17 protein-coding genes are annotated in these 17,148 nt (G+C 54.7%); 11 read left to right on the top strand and 6 right to left on the bottom strand.

Annotation, left to right across the window (positions count from 1 at the left end; all coding sequences use genetic code 11):
- The first annotated feature begins 8 nt into the window (after window positions 1-8).
- Entirely contained in the window at window positions 9-959 is a 951-nt protein-coding gene (locus KTJ90_RS17750; RefSeq protein WP_499025620.1) for an ATP-grasp domain-containing protein, read from the top strand.
- Between the two features lie 66 nt (window positions 960-1,025).
- Here KTJ90_RS17750 and KTJ90_RS17745 read toward each other — a convergent pair whose 3' ends face one another.
- Together KTJ90_RS17745 and soxS are read right to left on the bottom strand one after the other, a co-directional pair.
- A complete protein-coding gene (locus KTJ90_RS17745; protein ID WP_008926612.1) occupies window positions 1,026-1,307 on the bottom strand; it encodes a YjcB family protein in 282 nt (93 codons plus the stop codon).
- A gap of 253 nt (window positions 1,308-1,560) precedes the next feature.
- A complete protein-coding gene (gene soxS, locus KTJ90_RS17740; RefSeq protein WP_003855727.1) occupies window positions 1,561-1,986 on the bottom strand; it encodes a superoxide response transcriptional regulator SoxS in 426 nt (141 codons plus the stop codon).
- Between the two features lie 100 nt (window positions 1,987-2,086).
- Here soxS and soxR point away from each other — a divergent pair, with 100 nt between their 5' ends.
- The 4 genes from soxR to KTJ90_RS17720 all read left to right on the top strand — a co-directional run bounded on the left by soxR (window position 2,087) and on the right by KTJ90_RS17720 (window position 6,780).
- Complete coding sequence (gene soxR, locus KTJ90_RS17735) at window positions 2,087-2,572, top strand: redox-sensitive transcriptional activator SoxR (RefSeq protein WP_003855725.1); 486 nt, start codon at window positions 2,087-2,089, stop codon at window positions 2,570-2,572.
- Between the two features lie 39 nt (window positions 2,573-2,611).
- Window positions 2,612-3,277, top strand: coding sequence for a glutathione S-transferase family protein (locus KTJ90_RS17730; protein ID WP_033743428.1), 666 nt, complete (start codon window positions 2,612-2,614; stop codon window positions 3,275-3,277).
- A gap of 358 nt (window positions 3,278-3,635) precedes the next feature.
- Entirely contained in the window at window positions 3,636-4,985 is a 1,350-nt protein-coding gene (locus KTJ90_RS17725; protein WP_008926615.1) for an NCS2 family permease, read from the top strand.
- A 145-nt stretch (window positions 4,986-5,130) separates the two neighbouring features.
- Window positions 5,131-6,780 (top strand): Na+/H+ antiporter, encoded by a 1,650-nt coding sequence (locus tag KTJ90_RS17720; RefSeq protein ID WP_003855721.1) that lies wholly within the window; start codon window positions 5,131-5,133, stop codon window positions 6,778-6,780.
- 44 nt (window positions 6,781-6,824) lie between these two features.
- On the opposite strand, the gene KTJ90_RS17715 is transcribed toward KTJ90_RS17720, so the two are convergent.
- On the bottom strand, window positions 6,825-7,727 hold the full coding sequence (locus KTJ90_RS17715; protein WP_008926616.1) for a LysR family transcriptional regulator: 903 nt from the start codon (window positions 7,725-7,727) through the stop codon (window positions 6,825-6,827).
- Window positions 7,728-7,829: 102 nt separating this feature from the next.
- Between KTJ90_RS17715 and KTJ90_RS17710 the strand changes: the two genes are divergently transcribed.
- From KTJ90_RS17710 to KTJ90_RS17700, 3 genes are all read left to right on the top strand, one after another.
- Window positions 7,830-8,255 (top strand): CidA/LrgA family protein, encoded by a 426-nt coding sequence (locus KTJ90_RS17710; protein ID WP_033763398.1) that lies wholly within the window; start codon window positions 7,830-7,832, stop codon window positions 8,253-8,255.
- Window positions 8,248-8,943, top strand: a complete 696-nt coding sequence (locus KTJ90_RS17705) for an LrgB family protein (protein ID WP_039660666.1) — start codon at window positions 8,248-8,250, stop codon at window positions 8,941-8,943. The genes KTJ90_RS17710 and KTJ90_RS17705 overlap by 8 nt, the downstream gene beginning before the upstream one ends.
- A 140-nt stretch (window positions 8,944-9,083) precedes the next feature.
- Entirely contained in the window at window positions 9,084-9,629 is a 546-nt protein-coding gene (locus KTJ90_RS17700; protein ID WP_003855717.1) for a YfaZ family outer membrane protein, read from the top strand.
- 82 nt (window positions 9,630-9,711) lie between these two features.
- Here KTJ90_RS17700 and KTJ90_RS17695 read toward each other — a convergent pair whose 3' ends face one another.
- The 3 genes from KTJ90_RS17695 to acs form a co-directional block, all read right to left on the bottom strand.
- Complete coding sequence (locus KTJ90_RS17695) at window positions 9,712-11,367, bottom strand: cation acetate symporter (protein ID WP_003855716.1); 1,656 nt, start codon at window positions 11,365-11,367, stop codon at window positions 9,712-9,714.
- Window positions 11,364-11,693 carry a DUF485 domain-containing protein gene (locus KTJ90_RS17690; RefSeq protein ID WP_003855715.1) on the bottom strand — a complete coding sequence of 110 codons (330 nt, stop codon included), beginning with the start codon at window positions 11,691-11,693 and terminating at the stop codon, window positions 11,364-11,366. The genes KTJ90_RS17695 and KTJ90_RS17690 overlap by 4 nt, the downstream gene beginning before the upstream one ends.
- Before the next feature lie 140 nt (window positions 11,694-11,833).
- Window positions 11,834-13,789, bottom strand: coding sequence for an acetate--CoA ligase (gene acs / locus KTJ90_RS17685; protein ID WP_008926618.1), 1,956 nt, complete (start codon window positions 13,787-13,789; stop codon window positions 11,834-11,836).
- 585 nt (window positions 13,790-14,374) lie between these two features.
- Between acs and gltP the strand changes: the two genes are divergently transcribed.
- The 3 genes from gltP (at window position 14,375) to KTJ90_RS17670 (ending at window position 16,659) form a co-directional block, all read left to right on the top strand.
- Entirely contained in the window at window positions 14,375-15,676 is a 1,302-nt protein-coding gene (gltP, locus tag KTJ90_RS17680; protein WP_039660663.1) for a glutamate/aspartate:proton symporter GltP, read from the top strand.
- 217 nt (window positions 15,677-15,893) lie between these two features.
- On the top strand, window positions 15,894-16,016 hold the full coding sequence (locus tag KTJ90_RS17675) for a type II toxin-antitoxin system RelE family toxin (protein WP_003855712.1): 123 nt from the start codon (window positions 15,894-15,896) through the stop codon (window positions 16,014-16,016).
- A 268-nt stretch (window positions 16,017-16,284) separates the two neighbouring features.
- Window positions 16,285-16,659 carry a helix-turn-helix domain-containing protein gene (locus KTJ90_RS17670; RefSeq protein WP_003855711.1) on the top strand — a complete coding sequence of 125 codons (375 nt, stop codon included), beginning with the start codon at window positions 16,285-16,287 and terminating at the stop codon, window positions 16,657-16,659.
- Window positions 16,660-17,148: the final 489 nt, after the last annotated feature.

Here is a 17,148-nt window from a genome sequence, read left to right as displayed (position 1 = left end):
GGTCAGATATGCTCAAGTTGAAAGAAGAACTCAGAAGAAGTGTGCAGTACTTTATTAAGAAGATGCCCTGGGCTTATCAGGACCGCATTTACTACTTCCACAAGTTCAGAAAGCTGCCCAATCTGCGTCAGCCAAAAGTGTTCAATGAGAAGGTGCTGTACCGTAAGTTTATCTTCGGCGATTACCAGAATTACGGTCGTCTGTCTGATAAGTACTCGGTGCGCGAATTCATTGCTGAAAAAATCGGTAATGAATACCTGATTCCGTTGGTACAAGAAACCACTGACCCGACAACGCTGAACAGCTTACCCTGCTGGAAGGGGACGGTGATCAAGCCGAACCACGCCTCCAACATGGTTGAGATTTTGCTGGAAGAGCCGGATGCCCTGCGCAAGCAGCAGATCATTCATGACTGCTATCGCTGGCTGAAGACTGACTTTGCCAACGAAGCGCGTGAGATTCACTATCGCTACATCAAGCCACGTATCCTGGTTGAGAAGTACATTGGTGATGGCAAGAGCGCGCCGATTGATTACAAGTTCCATATGTTCAACAAGCGGGATGGCAAGTTCGAATATGTGCTGCAGGTGATCTACAACCGCTGTCAGCCGCTGCTGTCGATGAATTTCTACGTGAACAACCTCAACGAGGCCTATCACAAAATTCGCGATACCGGTCTGGATGTGTCACCGATTATGCCGTCACTGGAACATGCGCTCGAACTGAGTAAAAAACTGGCCAGTGATTTCGACTACGTACGTGTGGACTGGTATATCCATGACGAAAGGATCTACTTTGGCGAACTGACCTTCACCCCAGGTGCAGGACTGGTCACCGGCTTAGATCGTGGTTTAAATCAGATGATGGGAGATATGTGGATTCAGGACCGCCGCGGAACGCAGAGCCCGGGCGCTACCGTGCAGGATGTTAATATTCCTGCCATGTTGAAGAAAATTTAAGCACACACAGCAATATAAAAAACCCCGCTTAGCGGGGTTTTTTATGCGCAAAATTCAGGCAATCAATCAGGGCATCGGCCAGTCAGCAGGCGCCTGGCTCATTGCTTCAATAAAGGCATGCTTTGAGATTTCCACGAAGTTATGCACGTTATCCATACTCAGGGTAATGCCCATCAGACCGGTGACAAACCAGCAGGTCATGCCTAAACCAATCCCGCCACACATAAATGCCATTACGTGACGGCTATCCTGACGAAGTTTGGTTTTCAGGGTGCTGGCAAAAAACATCATGACTGCGCTCAGCAATTCCCAACGCATAACAAGAAAACTGGTGGTTAACGTAGCCATTGGCCGGACCTCAATATCAACAGGTAATCCTGACAATCTGCGGACATCACCGGCGACAAAAAAGTGTGTCAGGGAAGACTTTTTTGCCGTCAAACCAGGTTTAAAGTGTGACTTGGGTCACATTATATCACCCGATTTTAAATTTTGAACAAAATTTACACGGGTGTGGCAGTGACACGAAGGAAGGGTAAGCAGCAGAAGAAGAACGGCGGAAAAATCAGTCAGATGCGCCCAGGGCGGGCGCAACGGAGAATCAGCGAACCGGGCAGCACTCGCCGGTGGTGCGCTGGGTAAAGCTATTGATTGGATCGTTATAGCCAAAACCTGGCAGGCGAGGGCGCTGAATCGCCTGACGACGCATGGTGTGCCGATAAGCGGTTGGCGTCTGTGCAAACTGACGACGAAACACGCGGGAAAAGGTCTGCTGCGAGTCATAGCCATACTGCATCGCAATATCAAACACCGGTCGCTGTGTCTGTGACAAAGCTTCAGCTGCCAGCGTCAGGCGGCGCTCACGAATATAGCCACCCAGCGTTTGTTTCGTTACGGAACGGAACATACGCTGCAGATGCCATTTCGAATAGCCCGATTTGGCCGCAACTTCATCAATCGACAAGCTCTTATCCAGGTTCTGGTCAATCCAGTGCGTCAGGGAATGAATGATCTCTTCTTGCATCATGGCCTCATCCTTCTGGTGTTTAATAAACGCTAATGGGAGTTTAGGGGTTTCGATGGAGAGCAAGTATAATTCCTCAAGTTAACTTGAGGTAAAGAGCCTGATGAAAAAAGAACGCAACTATCCAAAACCGGTTTTAACACCGGGTGAAGTGGCGCGCCGTAGCGGTGTGGCGGTCTCGGCGCTGCACTTCTATGAGACAAAAGGATTGATCTCCAGCACGCGAAATAGCGGCAATCAGCGGCGATACAGCCGTGACGTGCTGCGACGTGTCGCGATTATCAAGATTGCGCAGCGCATCGGTATTCCGCTGGCGACCGTGAGTGACAGTCTGGACCATATTCCCGCAAACAAGCGTATGTCCACACCAGAGTGGGATGCCCTGACGCAGCACTGGCGCGAAGAGCTGGATAAGCGTATTGAAACCCTGACCCGCCTGCGCAATGACCTCGATGGCTGTATCGGCTGCGGCTGCCTGTCGATGCGCGACTGCCCGCTGCGCAACCCCGGCGATCGGCTGGGTCAGCAGGGCTCAGGTGCCGTGCTACTCGACCCGGAACAGGATGATAAACATACCGATACAGAGTGACGTCTATACTTGGTGAAGGTCAAAACACAGGGAATCATGATGATCACCGTTCACCATCTCGAGAAATCGCGCTCACATCGGGTGCTGTGGCTGCTGGAAGAGCTTGAAGTGCCGTACCAGATTAAACGCTATCAACGCGAACCGACCATGCTGGCTCCGGAGGCGTTAAGAAAAGTGCATCCGCTGGGGAAATCGCCCGTCATTACCGATGGCAATCGGGTGGTGGCAGAATCCGGTGCCATTCTCGAATATCTTGAAGAGAAACATGACCACGCGTTCCGACTGAAAGTCAGTGATGAGGAATCACGGCTACAGTGCCGCTACTGGCTGCATTATGCCGAAGGCTCGCTGATGCCACTGCTGGTCATGAAGCTAATCTTTGGTCAGATGGGCAAAGCACCGGTGCCCTGGCTGCTGCGTCCGGTTGGGGCAGCATTCGGCAAAGGCGTGCAGAAAGCTTTCCTGGATAAACAGCTGAAGCCGCACATGCAGATGATCGAACAGCATCTGGCTACGCATCCCTGGTTTGCCGGCCAGCGTTTCTCGATTGCGGATATCCAGATGAGCTTTCCGCTGCTGGCGCTGGCGCAACGTGCCGGACTCGATCAGATGCCTGCCACGCAGAAATGGCTTCAGACCGTGCAGCAGCGTGCTGCCTGGCAACGTGCGATTGATCAGGGCGGCGAGCTTTCACTGCCAGGTTAGTTCTCTTTTCCACCGGCGCGTCGGATCTCCTCATGCCTGCGCCGGTGCGCTTTTTCTCCGGAAAATCGCTTTAACTTCAGGATGTCAGCGAGTGATCATGGCTTGTACCGGACGCCTATCCCCTCTTTATCTCTGATTTTTATGCTGATGAATCTCCCTGTTGCTGTTGAAAATGTGCCGCTAAACGCCCGATAATCCCCTGCCTTTTTATCTGGCCGATTTTAGCGGCTAACTATCTGCGGCAAGGTAAACGTTTGCCTGCCAGGTTAAACCGGGCAGTGACGCCGTCTACCCGCTTATTCCAGGGACAGCGATGGTCGCAGAGCGATCCACACAACAAGAAATTTGAGGCTCAACTATGTCAACTGAATCACGCCCGGCCAGTGGAAAACTGGACGCCTGGTTCTCGATCTCGGCGCGCGGCAGCAGCGTGCGGCAGGAAATTCTGGCCGGACTCACCACCTTCCTGGCGATGGTCTACTCCGTCATCGTGGTGCCGGGAATGCTGGGCAAAGCCGGTTTCTCCCCCTCCGCCGTGTTTGTCGCCACCTGCCTGGTCGCCAGCTTTGGCTCCCTCCTTATGGGGCTATGGGCCAATCTGCCGATGGCGATTGGCTGTGCGATCTCTTTAACCGCCTTTACCGCTTTCAGCCTGGTGCTGGGTCAGCACATCAGCGTGCCGGTGGCGCTGGGTGCAGTGTTTCTGATGGGCCTGCTGTTTACCCTGATCTCGGTGACCGGCATCCGCGCCTGGATCCTGCGTAATCTGCCAATGGGTGTAGCGCACGGAACCGGCGTCGGGATTGGCCTTTTTCTGCTGCTGATTGCGGCTGACGGCGTCGGGCTGGTCGTAAAAAATCCGGCACCGGGCCTGCCGGTGGCACTGGGCCACTTCACCAGTTTCCCGGTGATGATGACGCTGCTGGGACTGGCCGCGATTATTGGACTGGAGAAGCGTCGGGTGCCCGGCGGCATTCTGCTGACGATTATCGCTATTTCACTGCTGGGCCTGATCTTTGACCCTGCGGTGACCTGGCAGGGACTGTTTGCACTGCCAAGCCTGCGTGATGCCAGCGGTCAGTCGCTGCTGTTTAGCCTGGACATTATGGGCGCGATGCAGCCGGTGGTGCTGCCCAGCGTACTGGCACTCGTGATGACCGCGGTCTTTGACGCTACCGGCACGATTCGCGCGGTCGCGGGTCAGGCCAATCTGCTGGATAAACAGGGGCAGATTATTAATGGTGGCCGTGCGCTGACCAGTGATTCTGTCAGCAGCCTGTTCGCGGGACTGGTGGGCGCATCACCGGCTGCGGTCTATATCGAATCGGCGGCAGGCACCGCAGCAGGCGGCAAAACGGGTCTTACTGCGATTGTGGTTGGCCTGCTGTTTCTCGCTATTCTGTTTATGTCACCGCTGGCTTATCTGGTGCCGGCTTACGCGACCGCACCCGCCTTAATGTATGTGGGGCTGCTGATGCTCAGCAACGTGGCAAAAGTCGACTTCAATGATTTTGTCGATGCGATGTCGGGCCTGCTAACGGCCGTGATCATTGTGCTCACCTGCAACATCGTAACCGGCATCATGATCGGTTTTGCCAGCCTGGTGGTGGGCCGCCTCTTTGCCGGTGAATGGCGTAAGCTCAACGTCGGTACGGTCATTATTGCTGTCGCGCTGGTGGCATTTTACGCCGGTGGCTGGGCTATCTGACGGCACAACCGGGCGTGCGCTTGTGCGCCCGGTATTTGTCACTTTTTTCCCGCCCGGCGCACGCGTAGCTGACACCCTTCACCGCAGTTTGTTTTACACTTTAATGCTTAACCAATGATTGAAAGAAACGACGCCTAAGGAAAGCATGGAAATCTTTTTTACAATTCTCATCATGACGCTGGTCGTGTCGCTCTCTGGCGTCGCGGCTCGTATTCTCCCTTTTCAGATCCCCTTGCCACTCGTTCAGATCGCCGTGGGTGCGATGCTGGCCTGGCCAACGTTTGGTCTGCATGTCGACTTTGATCCAGAGCTGTTTCTGGTGCTGTTCATTCCGCCGTTGCTGTTTGCGGATGGCTGGAAGACGCCCATCAGTGAGTTCCTGCATCATGGCCGCGAGATAATTGGCTTAGCGCTGGCGCTGGTGCTGATTACGGTGTTCGGCATTGGCTATCTGATCTACTGGCTGGTGCCGGGTATCCCGTTGATTCCGGCGCTGGCGCTGGCGGCCGTGTTGTCGCCTACCGATGCCGTGGCGCTTTCCGGCATTGTGGGTGAAGGCCGCATTCCCAAAAAGATTATGTCGATTGTGCAGGGTGAAGCCCTGATGAATGATGCATCGGGTCTGGTTTCACTGAAATTTGCCGTGGCCGTTGCCATGGGCACGATGGTGTTTACCTGGGGCGGTGCCAGCATTGAGTTTCTGAAGGTCGCCGTGGGTGGCCTGGTCGCGGGTGTGGCAATCTGCTGGCTCTACGGTAAGTCGTTGCGCCTGCTCAGCCGCTGGAGCGGTGACGATCCGGCCACTCAGACCGTACTGCTGCTGCTATTGCCTTTCGCCTCTTATCTGATTGCTGAACATCTGGGTGTTTCAGGCATCCTGGCGGCGGTGGCGGCCGGTATGACCATCACCCGTTCCGGTATTATTCGTCAGGCCCCGCTGGCGATGCGTCTGCGTGCAAACAGCGTCTGGCAGATGCTGGAGTTCGTGTTCAACGGCATGGTCTTCCTGATGCTGGGCCTGCAGCTGCCGGATATTCTGCAGACCTCAATCGACCAGGCACAGGCCGATCCGAACGTCGAACTCTGGATGCTGTTTGCCGATATCGGGCTGGTCTACGCCGCGCTGATGATCGTGCGTTTTGGCTGGCTGTGGATTATGCAGCGTTTCAGCAAACGGCTGCTGAAGAAGAAGCCGATGGAGTTCTCTAACTACTCGCTACGTGAGCTGTTGATCGCCTCTTTTGCTGGAGTGCGCGGTGCCATTACGCTGGCCGGTGTGCTGTCGATTCCGCTGTTCCTGACCAATGGCGAGCCTTTCCCGGCGCGTTATGAGCTGGTGTTTATCGCCACCGGTGTGATTCTGTTCTCATTGCTGGTGGGCGTAGTGCTGCTGCCGATTCTCCTGCGTGGCGTGGATACCATTGATAAAGGTGCGCACCGCCGTGAGCTGCAGAATGCCCGTGCGGTAATGGCAGGCGCCGCGATTGAAAGCCTTCACAAGATGGAAGAGCGACTGGATAACGGATCGGAAGAGAACATCGATCCGGAACTGCTCAAAGAGGTGAGTCTGCGAGTGATTGGCAACCTGCGTCGTCGTGCCGAAGGAAAGAATGACCTCGAACACGCGCTGTATGCTGAGAACCTTGAGCGTCGCTTCCGTCTGACCGGATTGCGTGCCGAGCGCGCGGAGCTCTATCATCTGCGCGCGACCCAGCAAATTTCCAATGAGACGATGCAGACGTTACTGCACGATTTGGACCTACTGGAAGCGTTGCTGATCGAAAAAGAAGAGTAAGTCTGACCGGCACGCCTGCGCATTCATGCGGGCGTGCCAGCCTTTCACACCGACAGGCGCGGCGGCTCATCCGGCCAGTGCTCCCGGCAACAGTTGATCCACGCCTGCGCACTGCGCGACAGATAACTCCCTTCCCGCCAGATTAAACCCAGACTCCACTTCAGTTCCGATTCCAGCGGCAGCCACAAGAGCGACTGCTTATCCAGCCGCTGACAGATAGGCTCTGGCAGAATCGCCAGCCCCATTTCCGCCTGCACCATCGCCGCCAGAAAATCCCACTGACCGCTCCGCACTGCCACCGTGGGCGTCAGGTTAAGCCGCTGAAACGCCTGCATTAGCTGACGATTCAGCGAAAACTCCTCATTGAAAATCAGCAGCGGATGCGCGGCCAGTTCTGCCAGTCCAATCTGCTGGCGGCTGAGCCACTCCGGGCGACGCGGCAGCAGCACGCAAAGCGGATGATGCATCAGGGGCAGGGTGTTCAGCGGCAGCTCAGCGTCGACCGGCAGTGCGGTCAGGGCGATATCCAGACTGCCCGCCAGCACCGCCTGCTGAACGGTCAGACCGCCGAACTCAGAGATTTTCAGCTGAACGCCGGGATAGCGGCGGCGAAAGGCGGAAATCGATCCGGCTATCTGCATACCGACCATCGGCGGAATGCCGAGTCGCAGCTCGCCGGTTTTAAGCTGGTTGATGTCACCAATCTCCGCTTCCAGCTGATGAAACTCCTGCAGGATCGCCAGGCCACGCTGATAGACCGCCTGACCGCTGTCGGTAAGATGAAGACGACGGCCATCGCGCAGGATCAGCGTACAGCCCAGCTCCTCCTCCAGCTGGCGCAGCATTTTGCTGATGGTTGGCTGCGTCACAAACAGCTTTTGTGCCGCGCGGGTAAAACTCTGCTGGCGAACCACTTCAGTAAAGTAACGCAGGGCGCGCACGTCCATAACTATTCCTTTCAGGCATGATTACGATAATTTTAATTCATTTTTTTCACACTCTGTTGGCGTTTTATACTGGCGACATCAATTTAATCGGGGAGACAGGCGATGGCGTTAGCACTCACTCCACTCAGCAACCGCGCAGTGCAATGGCTTAGCCTGCCACTGCAGGTAGGGTTATATATTGGCCTGTTTGTCGCCAGTCAACAGCTGGTGAGCTGGCTGCACCTGCCACTGCCTGCCAATATCGTCGGGATGCTGGTGCTGCTGGCGTTGATCGTAACGCGGATTGTGCCGCTGAACTGGGTAAAAGCCGGGTCACGCTGGCTGCTGGCCGAAATGTTGCTGTTTTTTATTCCGGCGGTAGTGGCGGTCGTGAACTATGGCGCGCTGCTGCGTGTGGATGGCTGGCGCATCTGTGTGGTGATTGGTGTCAGTACGACGCTGGTGCTGGCGTCGACCGCCTGGGTCGTGGACCGGCTTTATCAGTATGAAGTCGCGCGCGCCGCGCGTAAGCAGAATCCAGATGCGTGATTTTATCATCAGTCTCTTGTGTGTCGCGGTTACGCTGCTGGTGTATGCGCTGAATAAACGGCTTTATAGCCGCTGGCGGACACTGCTGTTAATGCCACTGGTCATGACGCCGCTGGTGCTGGTCGGACTGCTGCTGCTGACGCACATCAGCTGGCAGGATTACATTGCTGAAAACCACTGGCTGCTCTGGTTGCTGGGACCCGCTACGCTGGCGTTTGCAGTGCCAGTCTATGAGAACGTGGAGATTATTAAGCGGCACTGGCTATCCCTGAGCGCGGGCGTATTGACCGCCACGGTTGTCGCTGTCTGCAGCTCGGTCTGGCTGGCGCGGCTGTTGACGCTGCCAGAGTCAATCCAGCGCAGTCTGGCGGTGCGCTCCATTACTACCCCGTTTGCGCTGGCCGCAGCCGGACCAATTGGCGGTCAGCCCGATCTGGTTGCGCTGTTTGTGGTCATCACTGGCGTGTTTGGCATGGCGGTAGGTGACGTGCTGTTTCTGCGCCTCGCAATCAAGCAGGGTGTGGCGAAAGGGGCCGGGTTTGGGGCTGCGTCGCACGGTGCCGGAACGGCGCGTGCTTATCAGCTTGGGCAGCAGGAGGGCGTGGTCGCCAGCCTGGTTATGATGCTCTCGGGCGTAGTGACCGTGGTGCTGGCTCCGCTGATTGGACACCTGATGTGGACAATATAGTCTACACTGCGTAGCGCAGAGGCAGCGGTAATTCTGAACGCGACACGTATTTTTACGTAAAGTTTCCCGGATTTTGTTGTCTCTCCGTTTCAGGCTGTTAACCTTGCGGCCGAATTAATTGTCCTTCACGGAGTGGAATCATGTTTAAGCAACTTGTTACCGGGAGCGCCCTTGGGCTGGTTTTACTGAGCGGCGCCGCTCAGGCAATTGAAGGCAGTGTTGATGTCAGCGAACACAACACCAACCTGAACCTGGGTCTGGGCACCACAACACCCGGTCTGTTTCTGAAAGGTAACTGGCTGCGTAGCGACCATGACGGCAGCACCTACGGTGCCGGTCTGGGTTACAACGTTGATTTCGGGCCGCTGCGTCTGGCGCCGACCGCAAAAGCGATTTTCACCCATCCTGAAGATGGAAAAGATGGATTTGCGGTGGCGCTGGGTGGTGCAGCACACTACAGCTTCAACAGCATGTGGGGCCTGTATGGTGAGTATTATTACGCGCCAGAGTCGTTCACCGATCACCTCGACAGCTATCAGGAAGCCGCTGGCGGCCTGAGCTTCACGCCGGTTTCACTGCTTAACCTGCGTGTGGGTTATCAGTACATCGAACTGAACAACAAAGATGGACGCAAAGATAACGTGCTGGTCGATGGCCCGTACGTGGGTGCATCTCTGCGCTTCTGATTCTGTTGCGTGAAAGAGAAGGGCGACTACTTCTGTAGTCGCCCTTTTTTATTGGCTGCTCGTTATCAATGTTAAACGGCGATCAGTGCGCCTTACCCTGTTCAATGCCGGTGCCCGTCTGCGAGCGAATAAACTGTGCGCGGAAGCGCGAACGTTCCTCTGCGCCCTGCTGCGAATGGTCGGTGACAGAGAAGAGCCAGATGCCCACAAATGCCACTACCATGGAGAACAGCGCCGGATATTCATACGGGAAAATCGGTGTCGCATTTCCCAGCACCTGCACCCACACGGTTGGGCCAAGGATCATCAGAATGACGGCAGTCAGCAGACCCAGCCAGCCGCCCACCATCGCGCCGCGCGTGGTGAGTTTTGACCAGTACATCGACAGCAGAATGATCGGGAAGTTACAGCTGGCCGCAATTGAGAAGGCCAGCCCGACCATAAAGGCGATGTTCTGCTTCTCAAACAGAATACCCAGCGCAATAGCGACCACGCCCAGCGCCAGCACGGTGATTTTAGAAACCCGCAGCTCATCTTTCTCGCTCGCCTGACCTTTGCGATACACGCTGGCATAGAGGTCGTGAGAAACCGCCGACGCACCCGCCAGGGTCAGGCCCGCGACCACGGCCAGAATGGTGGCAAAGGCAACCGCTGAGATAAAGCCCAGGAAGGTGCTGCCGCCCACGGCGTTAGCCAGATGCACCGCCGCCATATTGGTCCCACCAATCAAGGCGCCGCTGGCATCTTTAAAGGCCGGATTAGCGCCCACCAGCAGGATGGCACCGAAGCCGATAATAAAGGTGAGGAAGTAGAAGTAACCCATAAAGCCGGTGGCCCAGAAGACACTTTTACGGGCCTCTTTGGCATCCGCGACGGTGAAGAAGCGCATCAGAATGTGCGGCAATCCGGCTGTACCAAACATCAGGCCCAGCCCCAGCGACAGCGCCGAGATAGGATCTTTCACCAGTCCGCCAGGCTGCATAATCGCGATGCCTTTTGGATGGACTGCCATCGCTTCGGTGAACAGCGTATTAAAGCTGAAATTGGCTGCTTTCATTACCATGATGGCCATAAAAGAGGCACCAAACAGCAGCAGCACCGCCTTGATGATCTGCACCCAGGTGGTTGCCAGCATGCCGCCAAACAGCACGTACATCACCATCAGAATGCCCACCAGAACCACCGCCACATGATAGTTCAGGCCAAACAGCAGCTGGATAAGCTTACCGGCACCCACCATCTGCGCGATCAGGTAGAGCGCCACCACCACCAGCGAACCGCAGGCTGACAGGGTGCGAATCGGCATCTGCTTCAGACGATAGGAGGCGACGTCAGCAAAGGTATAACGACCCAGGTTGCGCAGCCGCTCGGCAATTAAAAACAGAATCATCGGCCAGCCGACCAGGAAGCCGAGCGAGTAGATCAGTCCGTCATAGCCGGAGGTGTAAACCAGCGCCGAAATGCCCAGAAATGAGGCTGCTGACATGAAGTCACCCGCCATCGCCAGGCCATTCTGAAAGCCGGTGATATTGCCGCCCGCAGTGTAGTAGTCGTTGCGCGAACGGGTGCGTTTTGACGCCCAGTAAGTAATCCCCAGCGTGGCGCCGACGAAAATCGTAAACATGATAATCGCCTGATAGTTGGTCGCCTGGCGCTGCACCGCACCGGTAATCGCATCGGCGGCCAGCGCTGAAAACGGCAACATCAGGGCCAGTAGCCATAAGGTGAGACGGGTCATGATTTCACCTCGCGGAGGATCGCTTTGGTTAAACGGTCAAATTCCCCGTTGGCGCGCCAGACATAGACACCGGTCAGCACAAATGACATCACAATCAGCCCGACGCCAATCGGGATGCCGCGCGTCACATTGGTTCCGGCATGCAGCGGCGTACCGAGCCAGCCGGGCGCAAACGCAATCAGCAGGATAAAACCGACATAGAGCACCAGCATAATCAGCGACAGCAGCGTCGCGAACGCCTGGCGCTTATGGACTAACTCATGAAAAAGCGGATTACGTTCAATCTGCTGATTGATTGCATCCTGATTCGAAAGGGCGTCATTCATCACATTTTCTCCAGAGGGCTTGCAGGCAAGAACCTCACGACAGGGCGTGGATTCAGCTGGTTATAATATTTGTGACTACCGGAACAGACTGCGTAGGGCGGGGGTGGCGGGAAGCGATCTTCCCGCCGGACAGCGTGCGCTTAAGGCATTTTGATCGACTGTTTCTCCTCAAGCAGTTTTTCAACTACGCCAGGATCGGCGAGGGTAGAGGTATCACCCAGGTTGCTGGTATCACCGGTGGCAATTTTGCGCAGAATACGGCGCATGATTTTGCCGGAGCGGGTTTTCGGCAGTGAGTCGGTCCAGTGCAGCACATCAGGCGTGGCAATGGGGCCAATCTCTTTGCGGACCCACTGGCGCACTTCGGTGTACAGCTCTGGCGAAGGCTCTTCGCCGTGATTCAGCGTGATATAGGCATAAATCGCCTGGCCTTTGATGCTGTGAGGTATCCCCACCACGGCCGCTTCGGCAATTTTAGGGTGCGACACCAGCGCCGATTCAATCTCAGCGGTTCCCAGGCGGTGACCGGAGACGTTGAGCACGTCATCAACGCGTCCCGTGATCCAGTAGTAGCCATCTTCATCGCGACGGGCACCGTCTCCACTGAAGTAAACATTTTTAAAGGTAGAGAAGTAAGTCTGCTCAAAACGGTCGTGATCGCCAAAGAGGGTACGTGCCTGTCCCGGCCACGACTCGGTGATCACCAGATTGCCTTCACAGGCACCTTCCTGTGGCTGACCTTCGTTGTCCACCAGCGCCGGTTGCACGCCAAAGAACGGTCGGGTGGCGGAACCGGCTTTCAGTTCGGTCGCACCCGGCAGCGGCGTGATCATGAAGCCGCCGGTTTCGGTCTGCCACCAGGTATCCACAATCGGACAGCGGCTGTTACCAATTTTCTTGTAGTACCACTCCCAGGCTTCCGGGTTAATCGGCTCGCCGACCGAACCCATAATGCGTAGGCTGCTGCGGTCGGTGCCGGCAATCGCTTTGTCCCCTTCCGCCATCAGCGCACGGATGGCGGTCGGCGCGGTGTAAAGCAGGGTGACTTTGTGTTTATCAACCACTTCCGCCATGCGGCTCGGTGTTGGCCAGTTCGGCACCCCTTCAAACATCAGGGTGGTGGCACCACAGGCCAGCGGACCATACACCAGATAGCTGTGACCGGTTACCCAGCCGACGTCTGCGGTGCACCAGTAGATATCATCCTGATGATAATCAAAGACGAACTTAAAGGTGGTGGCGGCATAGACCAGATACCCGCCAGTGGTATGCAGCACACCTTTAGGTTTACCGGTTGAACCCGACGTATAAAGGATAAACAATGGATCTTCCGCGCCGACTTCGGCTGCAGAATGGTTGGTGCTGGCGTTGAGCATCAGGTCATGCCACCACTGATCGCGGCCTTCAACCCAGCCCACATCTTTACCGGTGCGCTGGAACACCACCACGTTTTTCACGCTGGTGACGTTGGGATTTTTTAATGCGTCATCGACATTTTTCTTCAGCGGAATGCTGCGGCCGGCGCGAATGCCTTCATCGGCCGTAATCACCAGCGAAGCGCTGGAATCGACGATACGGCCAGCGACCGCTTCCGGTGAGAAGCCGCCAAAAATCACCGAGTGGACGGCACCAATACGCGCGCAGGCCAGCATTGCCACCGCGGCTTCCGGCACCATCGGCATATAGATCGCCACCACGTCGCCTTTTTTCACGTCCAGCAGCTCCAGCACGTTGGCGAAGCGACAGACTTCAGCATGCAGCTGGCGGAAGGTCAGGGTTTTGCTTTCGCTGGCGTCGTCGCCTTCCCAGATAATCGCCGGGTGATCGCCGCGCGTGGCGAGATGACGGTCAAGGCAGTTTGCCGCCAGGTTGAGCGTGCCATCTTCGTACCAGCGAATGTTAATGTTACCTGGCGCAAACGAGCAGTTTTTCACTTTGCTGTAAGGCTTAATCCAGTCAAGGATTTTGCCCTGTTCGCCCCAGAAGCTGTCTGGATCGTCGACAGATTGCTGATACATCGCCTGATACTGCTCTGCTGTAATCAGGGTGTTTGCTGCAATATTCTCTGGAACAGGATGAATGTGATTTTGGCTCATGGCGGATCTCCTTGAAGATGTTAATGATATGTCAATCAATGGTTAATTAAAGCCTGCCCTGAGTCTTTGTTTCTTTTTTGCGCCACAGATCACGTGATAGCGCTTCCGCCGCAAAACGTGAAGCCGGATTGCTACTTTCGTTTAACGCTCTGACGGCGATGGGGAATTAAGAAGGGGTATTAAAAGGGAATGGGCTGGATAAAAAGCAAGCAAACGCGCCGGCAGCCTTTTTAACCAGTAGTGAATAGCTATGCGTAAATTCATCTAAGTATTACTTTTCATAACAGCAGGTTAGGTATTTTTACTTCCGGCAGCACTTTATGCTGCTTAGGTGGCTAACTTTTAATCGGATCTGCCAGGGGTTGCATTTACCACAGTGAAAATGGTACTTATCTCGCCCCTGTTCTGCAGGTATCAACTCAGACCGCGTCTGAAAATGGGTATGGGAATCATCAGATTTTCATACGAGGCGCTGTTTCTAAACACCCTCTAATTTACCGGGCTTTTTGCTCACTCCCTGTGTGTATTGTCTTCTGCACCTTCGCAGTAGAGAGAAACGGGTTTTGACTGAGGAAATTACGCGTTATGAAAGGTTTTAAAATCAGCCTGGCCTGGCAGATTCTGACAGCCCTGGTGCTTGGCATCGTTGTGGGTGCTGTATTGCATAATCAGCCAGACAATCGTGAATGGTTAGTCGCTAACATTCTCAGTCCTGCAGGCGATATCTTTATTCATCTTATCAAGATGATTGTGGTACCGATTGTGATTTCATCCCTGGTTGTCGGCATCGCTGGCGTGGGTGATGCAAAAAAGCTGGGACGCATCGGCGTCAAAACGATTCTCTACTTTGAAGTGATCACCACCCTTGCCATTGTGGTCGGTATTACGCTGGCCAACGTATTTCAACCCGGCACCGGCATTGATATGTCAACGCTGGCAACGGTGGACATCTCTAAATATGAAGCGACAACGGCAGAGGTACAGGGCGGTCCGCACAGCCTGGTCACCACCATTCTGTCGCTGATCCCGCAGAATATCTTCGCTTCCATGGCGAAGGGCGACATGCTGCCGATTATCTTTTTCTCGGTGCTGTTTGGCTTAGGTCTGTCGTCACTGCCGTCGGAACAGCGCGATCCGCTGGTAAACCTGTTCCGTGGCATTTCTGAAACGATGTTTAAAGTGACGCACATGATCATGCGTTATGCGCCAGTCGGTGTGTTTGCGCTGATTGCGGTGACCATCGCTAACTTCGGATTTGCCTCGCTGTGGCCGCTGGCTAAGCTGGTGCTGCTGGTTTACGCGGCAATTCTGTTCTTCGCTTTTGTTGTGCTGGGCGGAGTCGCGCGCTTCTGTAAGCTGCGGATTACTACGCTGATGCGTATCCTGAAGGATGAGCTGATTCTCTCTTACTCTACCTCCAGCTCAGAAACCGTGTTGCCACGCATCATGGAGAAGATGGAAGCCTACGGCGCACCAAAAGCGATAACCAGCTTCGTGGTGCCGACCGGTTATTCGTTCAATCTGGATGGTTCAACGCTGTATCAGAGTATCGCGGCGATCTTTATTGCCCAGCTGTACGGCATTGACCTGTCGCTGACCGATGAGATTGTGCTGGTCCTGACGCTGATGGTGACCTCGAAAGGGATCGCGGGTGTGCCAGGCGTGTCGTTCGTGGTGCTGCTGGCCACGCTGGGCAGCGTTGGTATTCCTCTTGAAGGTCTGGCGTTTATCGCCGGTGTTGACCGCATCATGGATATGGCGCGTACTGCGCTGAACGTGGTCGGTAACGCGCTGGCGGTGCTGGTGATTGCCCGCTGGGAAAACCAGTTCGACGCTGAACAGGCAAAAGAGTATGAGCTGCAGTTGCGTACACAGACCGCAAGCTGAGAACAGCGTTAACGTAAAGAGGGGCTCAACGAAAGTTGGGCCCTTTTTGTTTGTGTGGCTTTGTCATCTTTCTTAGCAGGATGAGCATTCAAAAAATTAGTTATATAGATATAACTACATAACGCTTTTTATAGCTTTTTCGTTGCTTTTATGACTGAATTTGGTTATTTTTAAAGGTGGACTGAAAGCGTGCTTTGACAACAAGGAGTGTTGACGGATGCCAGAAATTAACTGGACGAAAAGGGCATTGAAACAGCTATATGGGCTGCCTCAGAAAGAAGGTAACGCCATCGAAGATGCTGTAGAGGCGCTGGCTAAGTGGCCTGATATTCCCATCTGAAGGTCGAAAAGCTGACGGATGATAAAGAGAAGCGAATGAAGTTGGTGGTGGGTCACTACCGCGTGCTGTGGAAGATAGAGAAAGGTCAGCCAGTGGTTATCGCTATTCTAGAAGTCGTAAGAAGAACATCGACCACGTATAAAAAGCGTTAGCAAGCGGTTGGGGTTAGCCTGCGTCACCACTGAGTTAAGAGCAGATAAGAACATAGCTAAGTCGCGCCAGCAGATGATCAGGTCTGGACTGTTGCGGCAGTAAGGAGTGATTAACCATGAATGCGATACAGTTTCTGACAGACGAGCGCGGGAACCGCACGGGTGCCGTCATCCCCATTGAGTTGTTTAACCGGCTCATGGCCGGGCGTCACTTAGACGACGTATTTGAGCCTCTCACCTATAAAGCGGGACCGGATGATGACGAAACGATTCCCCATGACGTAATGAAAATCAGCCGGAGGCAATCTGTTCCTTTGCATGTTGCCTGGCGTTTACATCGGCAAATGTCGCAGGAAGAGGTCGCGAACAAATTAGGCATCACGCAGGCTGGCGTTTCGAAGTTAGAGTCGAGAAAGAAACCTCAAAAACAAACGCTTGAGAAGCTGGCAGCCTTATATGACTGCAGAACGTCACAACTTTATATTGATTAAATCAACGTGCTTTTAAACCGCATTGTGCCTTTCAGTCGGACACAAAGGGTGGCTACGTAAAGTCGGCGTAAACCCATCCCTGGGGCCTCGGCCGCCGCATCCATGCGGCGGACGCTTTACTCCGCTCCCCCTTTGTATCCGCCTTTATGCCAGCTATGCGCTGTATTTTAAGAAAATCAAAAGCGTATCGAAGGATTTATTTGCGATACAGCACGGATTTTTAAATCTTATCGGCAAGCTCAAGCCCTTTACAAACAGCAATAAAACAGCCTAAGGGAAGAAAAGGTTCACCTGAAGAGTAAAGCGTCCCACCGCCAGGGATGGCGTGGGCCGAGCGTCATGGATGACGAATGCGTCTTTACGATCAGGTGAACCTTTTCTGACTGGCTCTGATCACAAAGCCATTAAGCCCCGAATGCCAGGCACCCTGCTTAAGCTCAACGCTAACCAGCCCAATCCCCCGCAACATGACCCACCCCACAGCCATTG

The organism is Pantoea jilinensis (genome assembly GCF_019104105.1).
In the GTDB taxonomy this organism is placed as follows: domain Bacteria; phylum Pseudomonadota; class Gammaproteobacteria; order Enterobacterales; family Enterobacteriaceae; genus Pantoea; species Pantoea eucalypti.
Note: the sequence above shows the minus strand (reverse complement) of the source record. Positions and strands in the feature narration are given on the sequence as shown.

Coding starts and splice junctions, on each gene's coding strand:
- soxR (WP_003855725.1), top strand. CDS start 2,087: ATGAAAAAAGAACGCAACTATCCAAAACCGGTTTTAACACCGGGTGAA.
- soxS (WP_003855727.1), bottom strand. CDS start 1,986: ATGATGCAAGAAGAGATCATTCATTCCCTGACGCACTGGATTGACCAG.
- KTJ90_RS17695 (WP_003855716.1), bottom strand. CDS start 11,367: ATGACCCGTCTCACCTTATGGCTACTGGCCCTGATGTTGCCGTTTTCA.
- KTJ90_RS17730 (WP_033743428.1), top strand. CDS start 2,612: ATGATCACCGTTCACCATCTCGAGAAATCGCGCTCACATCGGGTGCTG.
- KTJ90_RS17720 (WP_003855721.1), top strand. CDS start 5,131: ATGGAAATCTTTTTTACAATTCTCATCATGACGCTGGTCGTGTCGCTC.
- KTJ90_RS17690 (WP_003855715.1), bottom strand. CDS start 11,693: ATGAATGACGCCCTTTCGAATCAGGATGCAATCAATCAGCAGATTGAA.
- KTJ90_RS17670 (WP_003855711.1), top strand. CDS start 16,285: ATGAATGCGATACAGTTTCTGACAGACGAGCGCGGGAACCGCACGGGT.
- KTJ90_RS17750 (WP_499025620.1), top strand. CDS start 9: ATGCTCAAGTTGAAAGAAGAACTCAGAAGAAGTGTGCAGTACTTTATT.
- KTJ90_RS17700 (WP_003855717.1), top strand. CDS start 9,084: ATGTTTAAGCAACTTGTTACCGGGAGCGCCCTTGGGCTGGTTTTACTG.
- KTJ90_RS17705 (WP_039660666.1), top strand. CDS start 8,248: ATGCGTGATTTTATCATCAGTCTCTTGTGTGTCGCGGTTACGCTGCTG.
- KTJ90_RS17725 (WP_008926615.1), top strand. CDS start 3,636: ATGTCAACTGAATCACGCCCGGCCAGTGGAAAACTGGACGCCTGGTTC.
- KTJ90_RS17675 (WP_003855712.1), top strand. CDS start 15,894: ATGCCAGAAATTAACTGGACGAAAAGGGCATTGAAACAGCTATATGGG.
- gltP (WP_039660663.1), top strand. CDS start 14,375: ATGAAAGGTTTTAAAATCAGCCTGGCCTGGCAGATTCTGACAGCCCTG.
- acs (WP_008926618.1), bottom strand. CDS start 13,789: ATGAGCCAAAATCACATTCATCCTGTTCCAGAGAATATTGCAGCAAAC.
- KTJ90_RS17715 (WP_008926616.1), bottom strand. CDS start 7,727: ATGGACGTGCGCGCCCTGCGTTACTTTACTGAAGTGGTTCGCCAGCAG.
- KTJ90_RS17710 (WP_033763398.1), top strand. CDS start 7,830: ATGGCGTTAGCACTCACTCCACTCAGCAACCGCGCAGTGCAATGGCTT.
- KTJ90_RS17745 (WP_008926612.1), bottom strand. CDS start 1,307: ATGGCTACGTTAACCACCAGTTTTCTTGTTATGCGTTGGGAATTGCTG.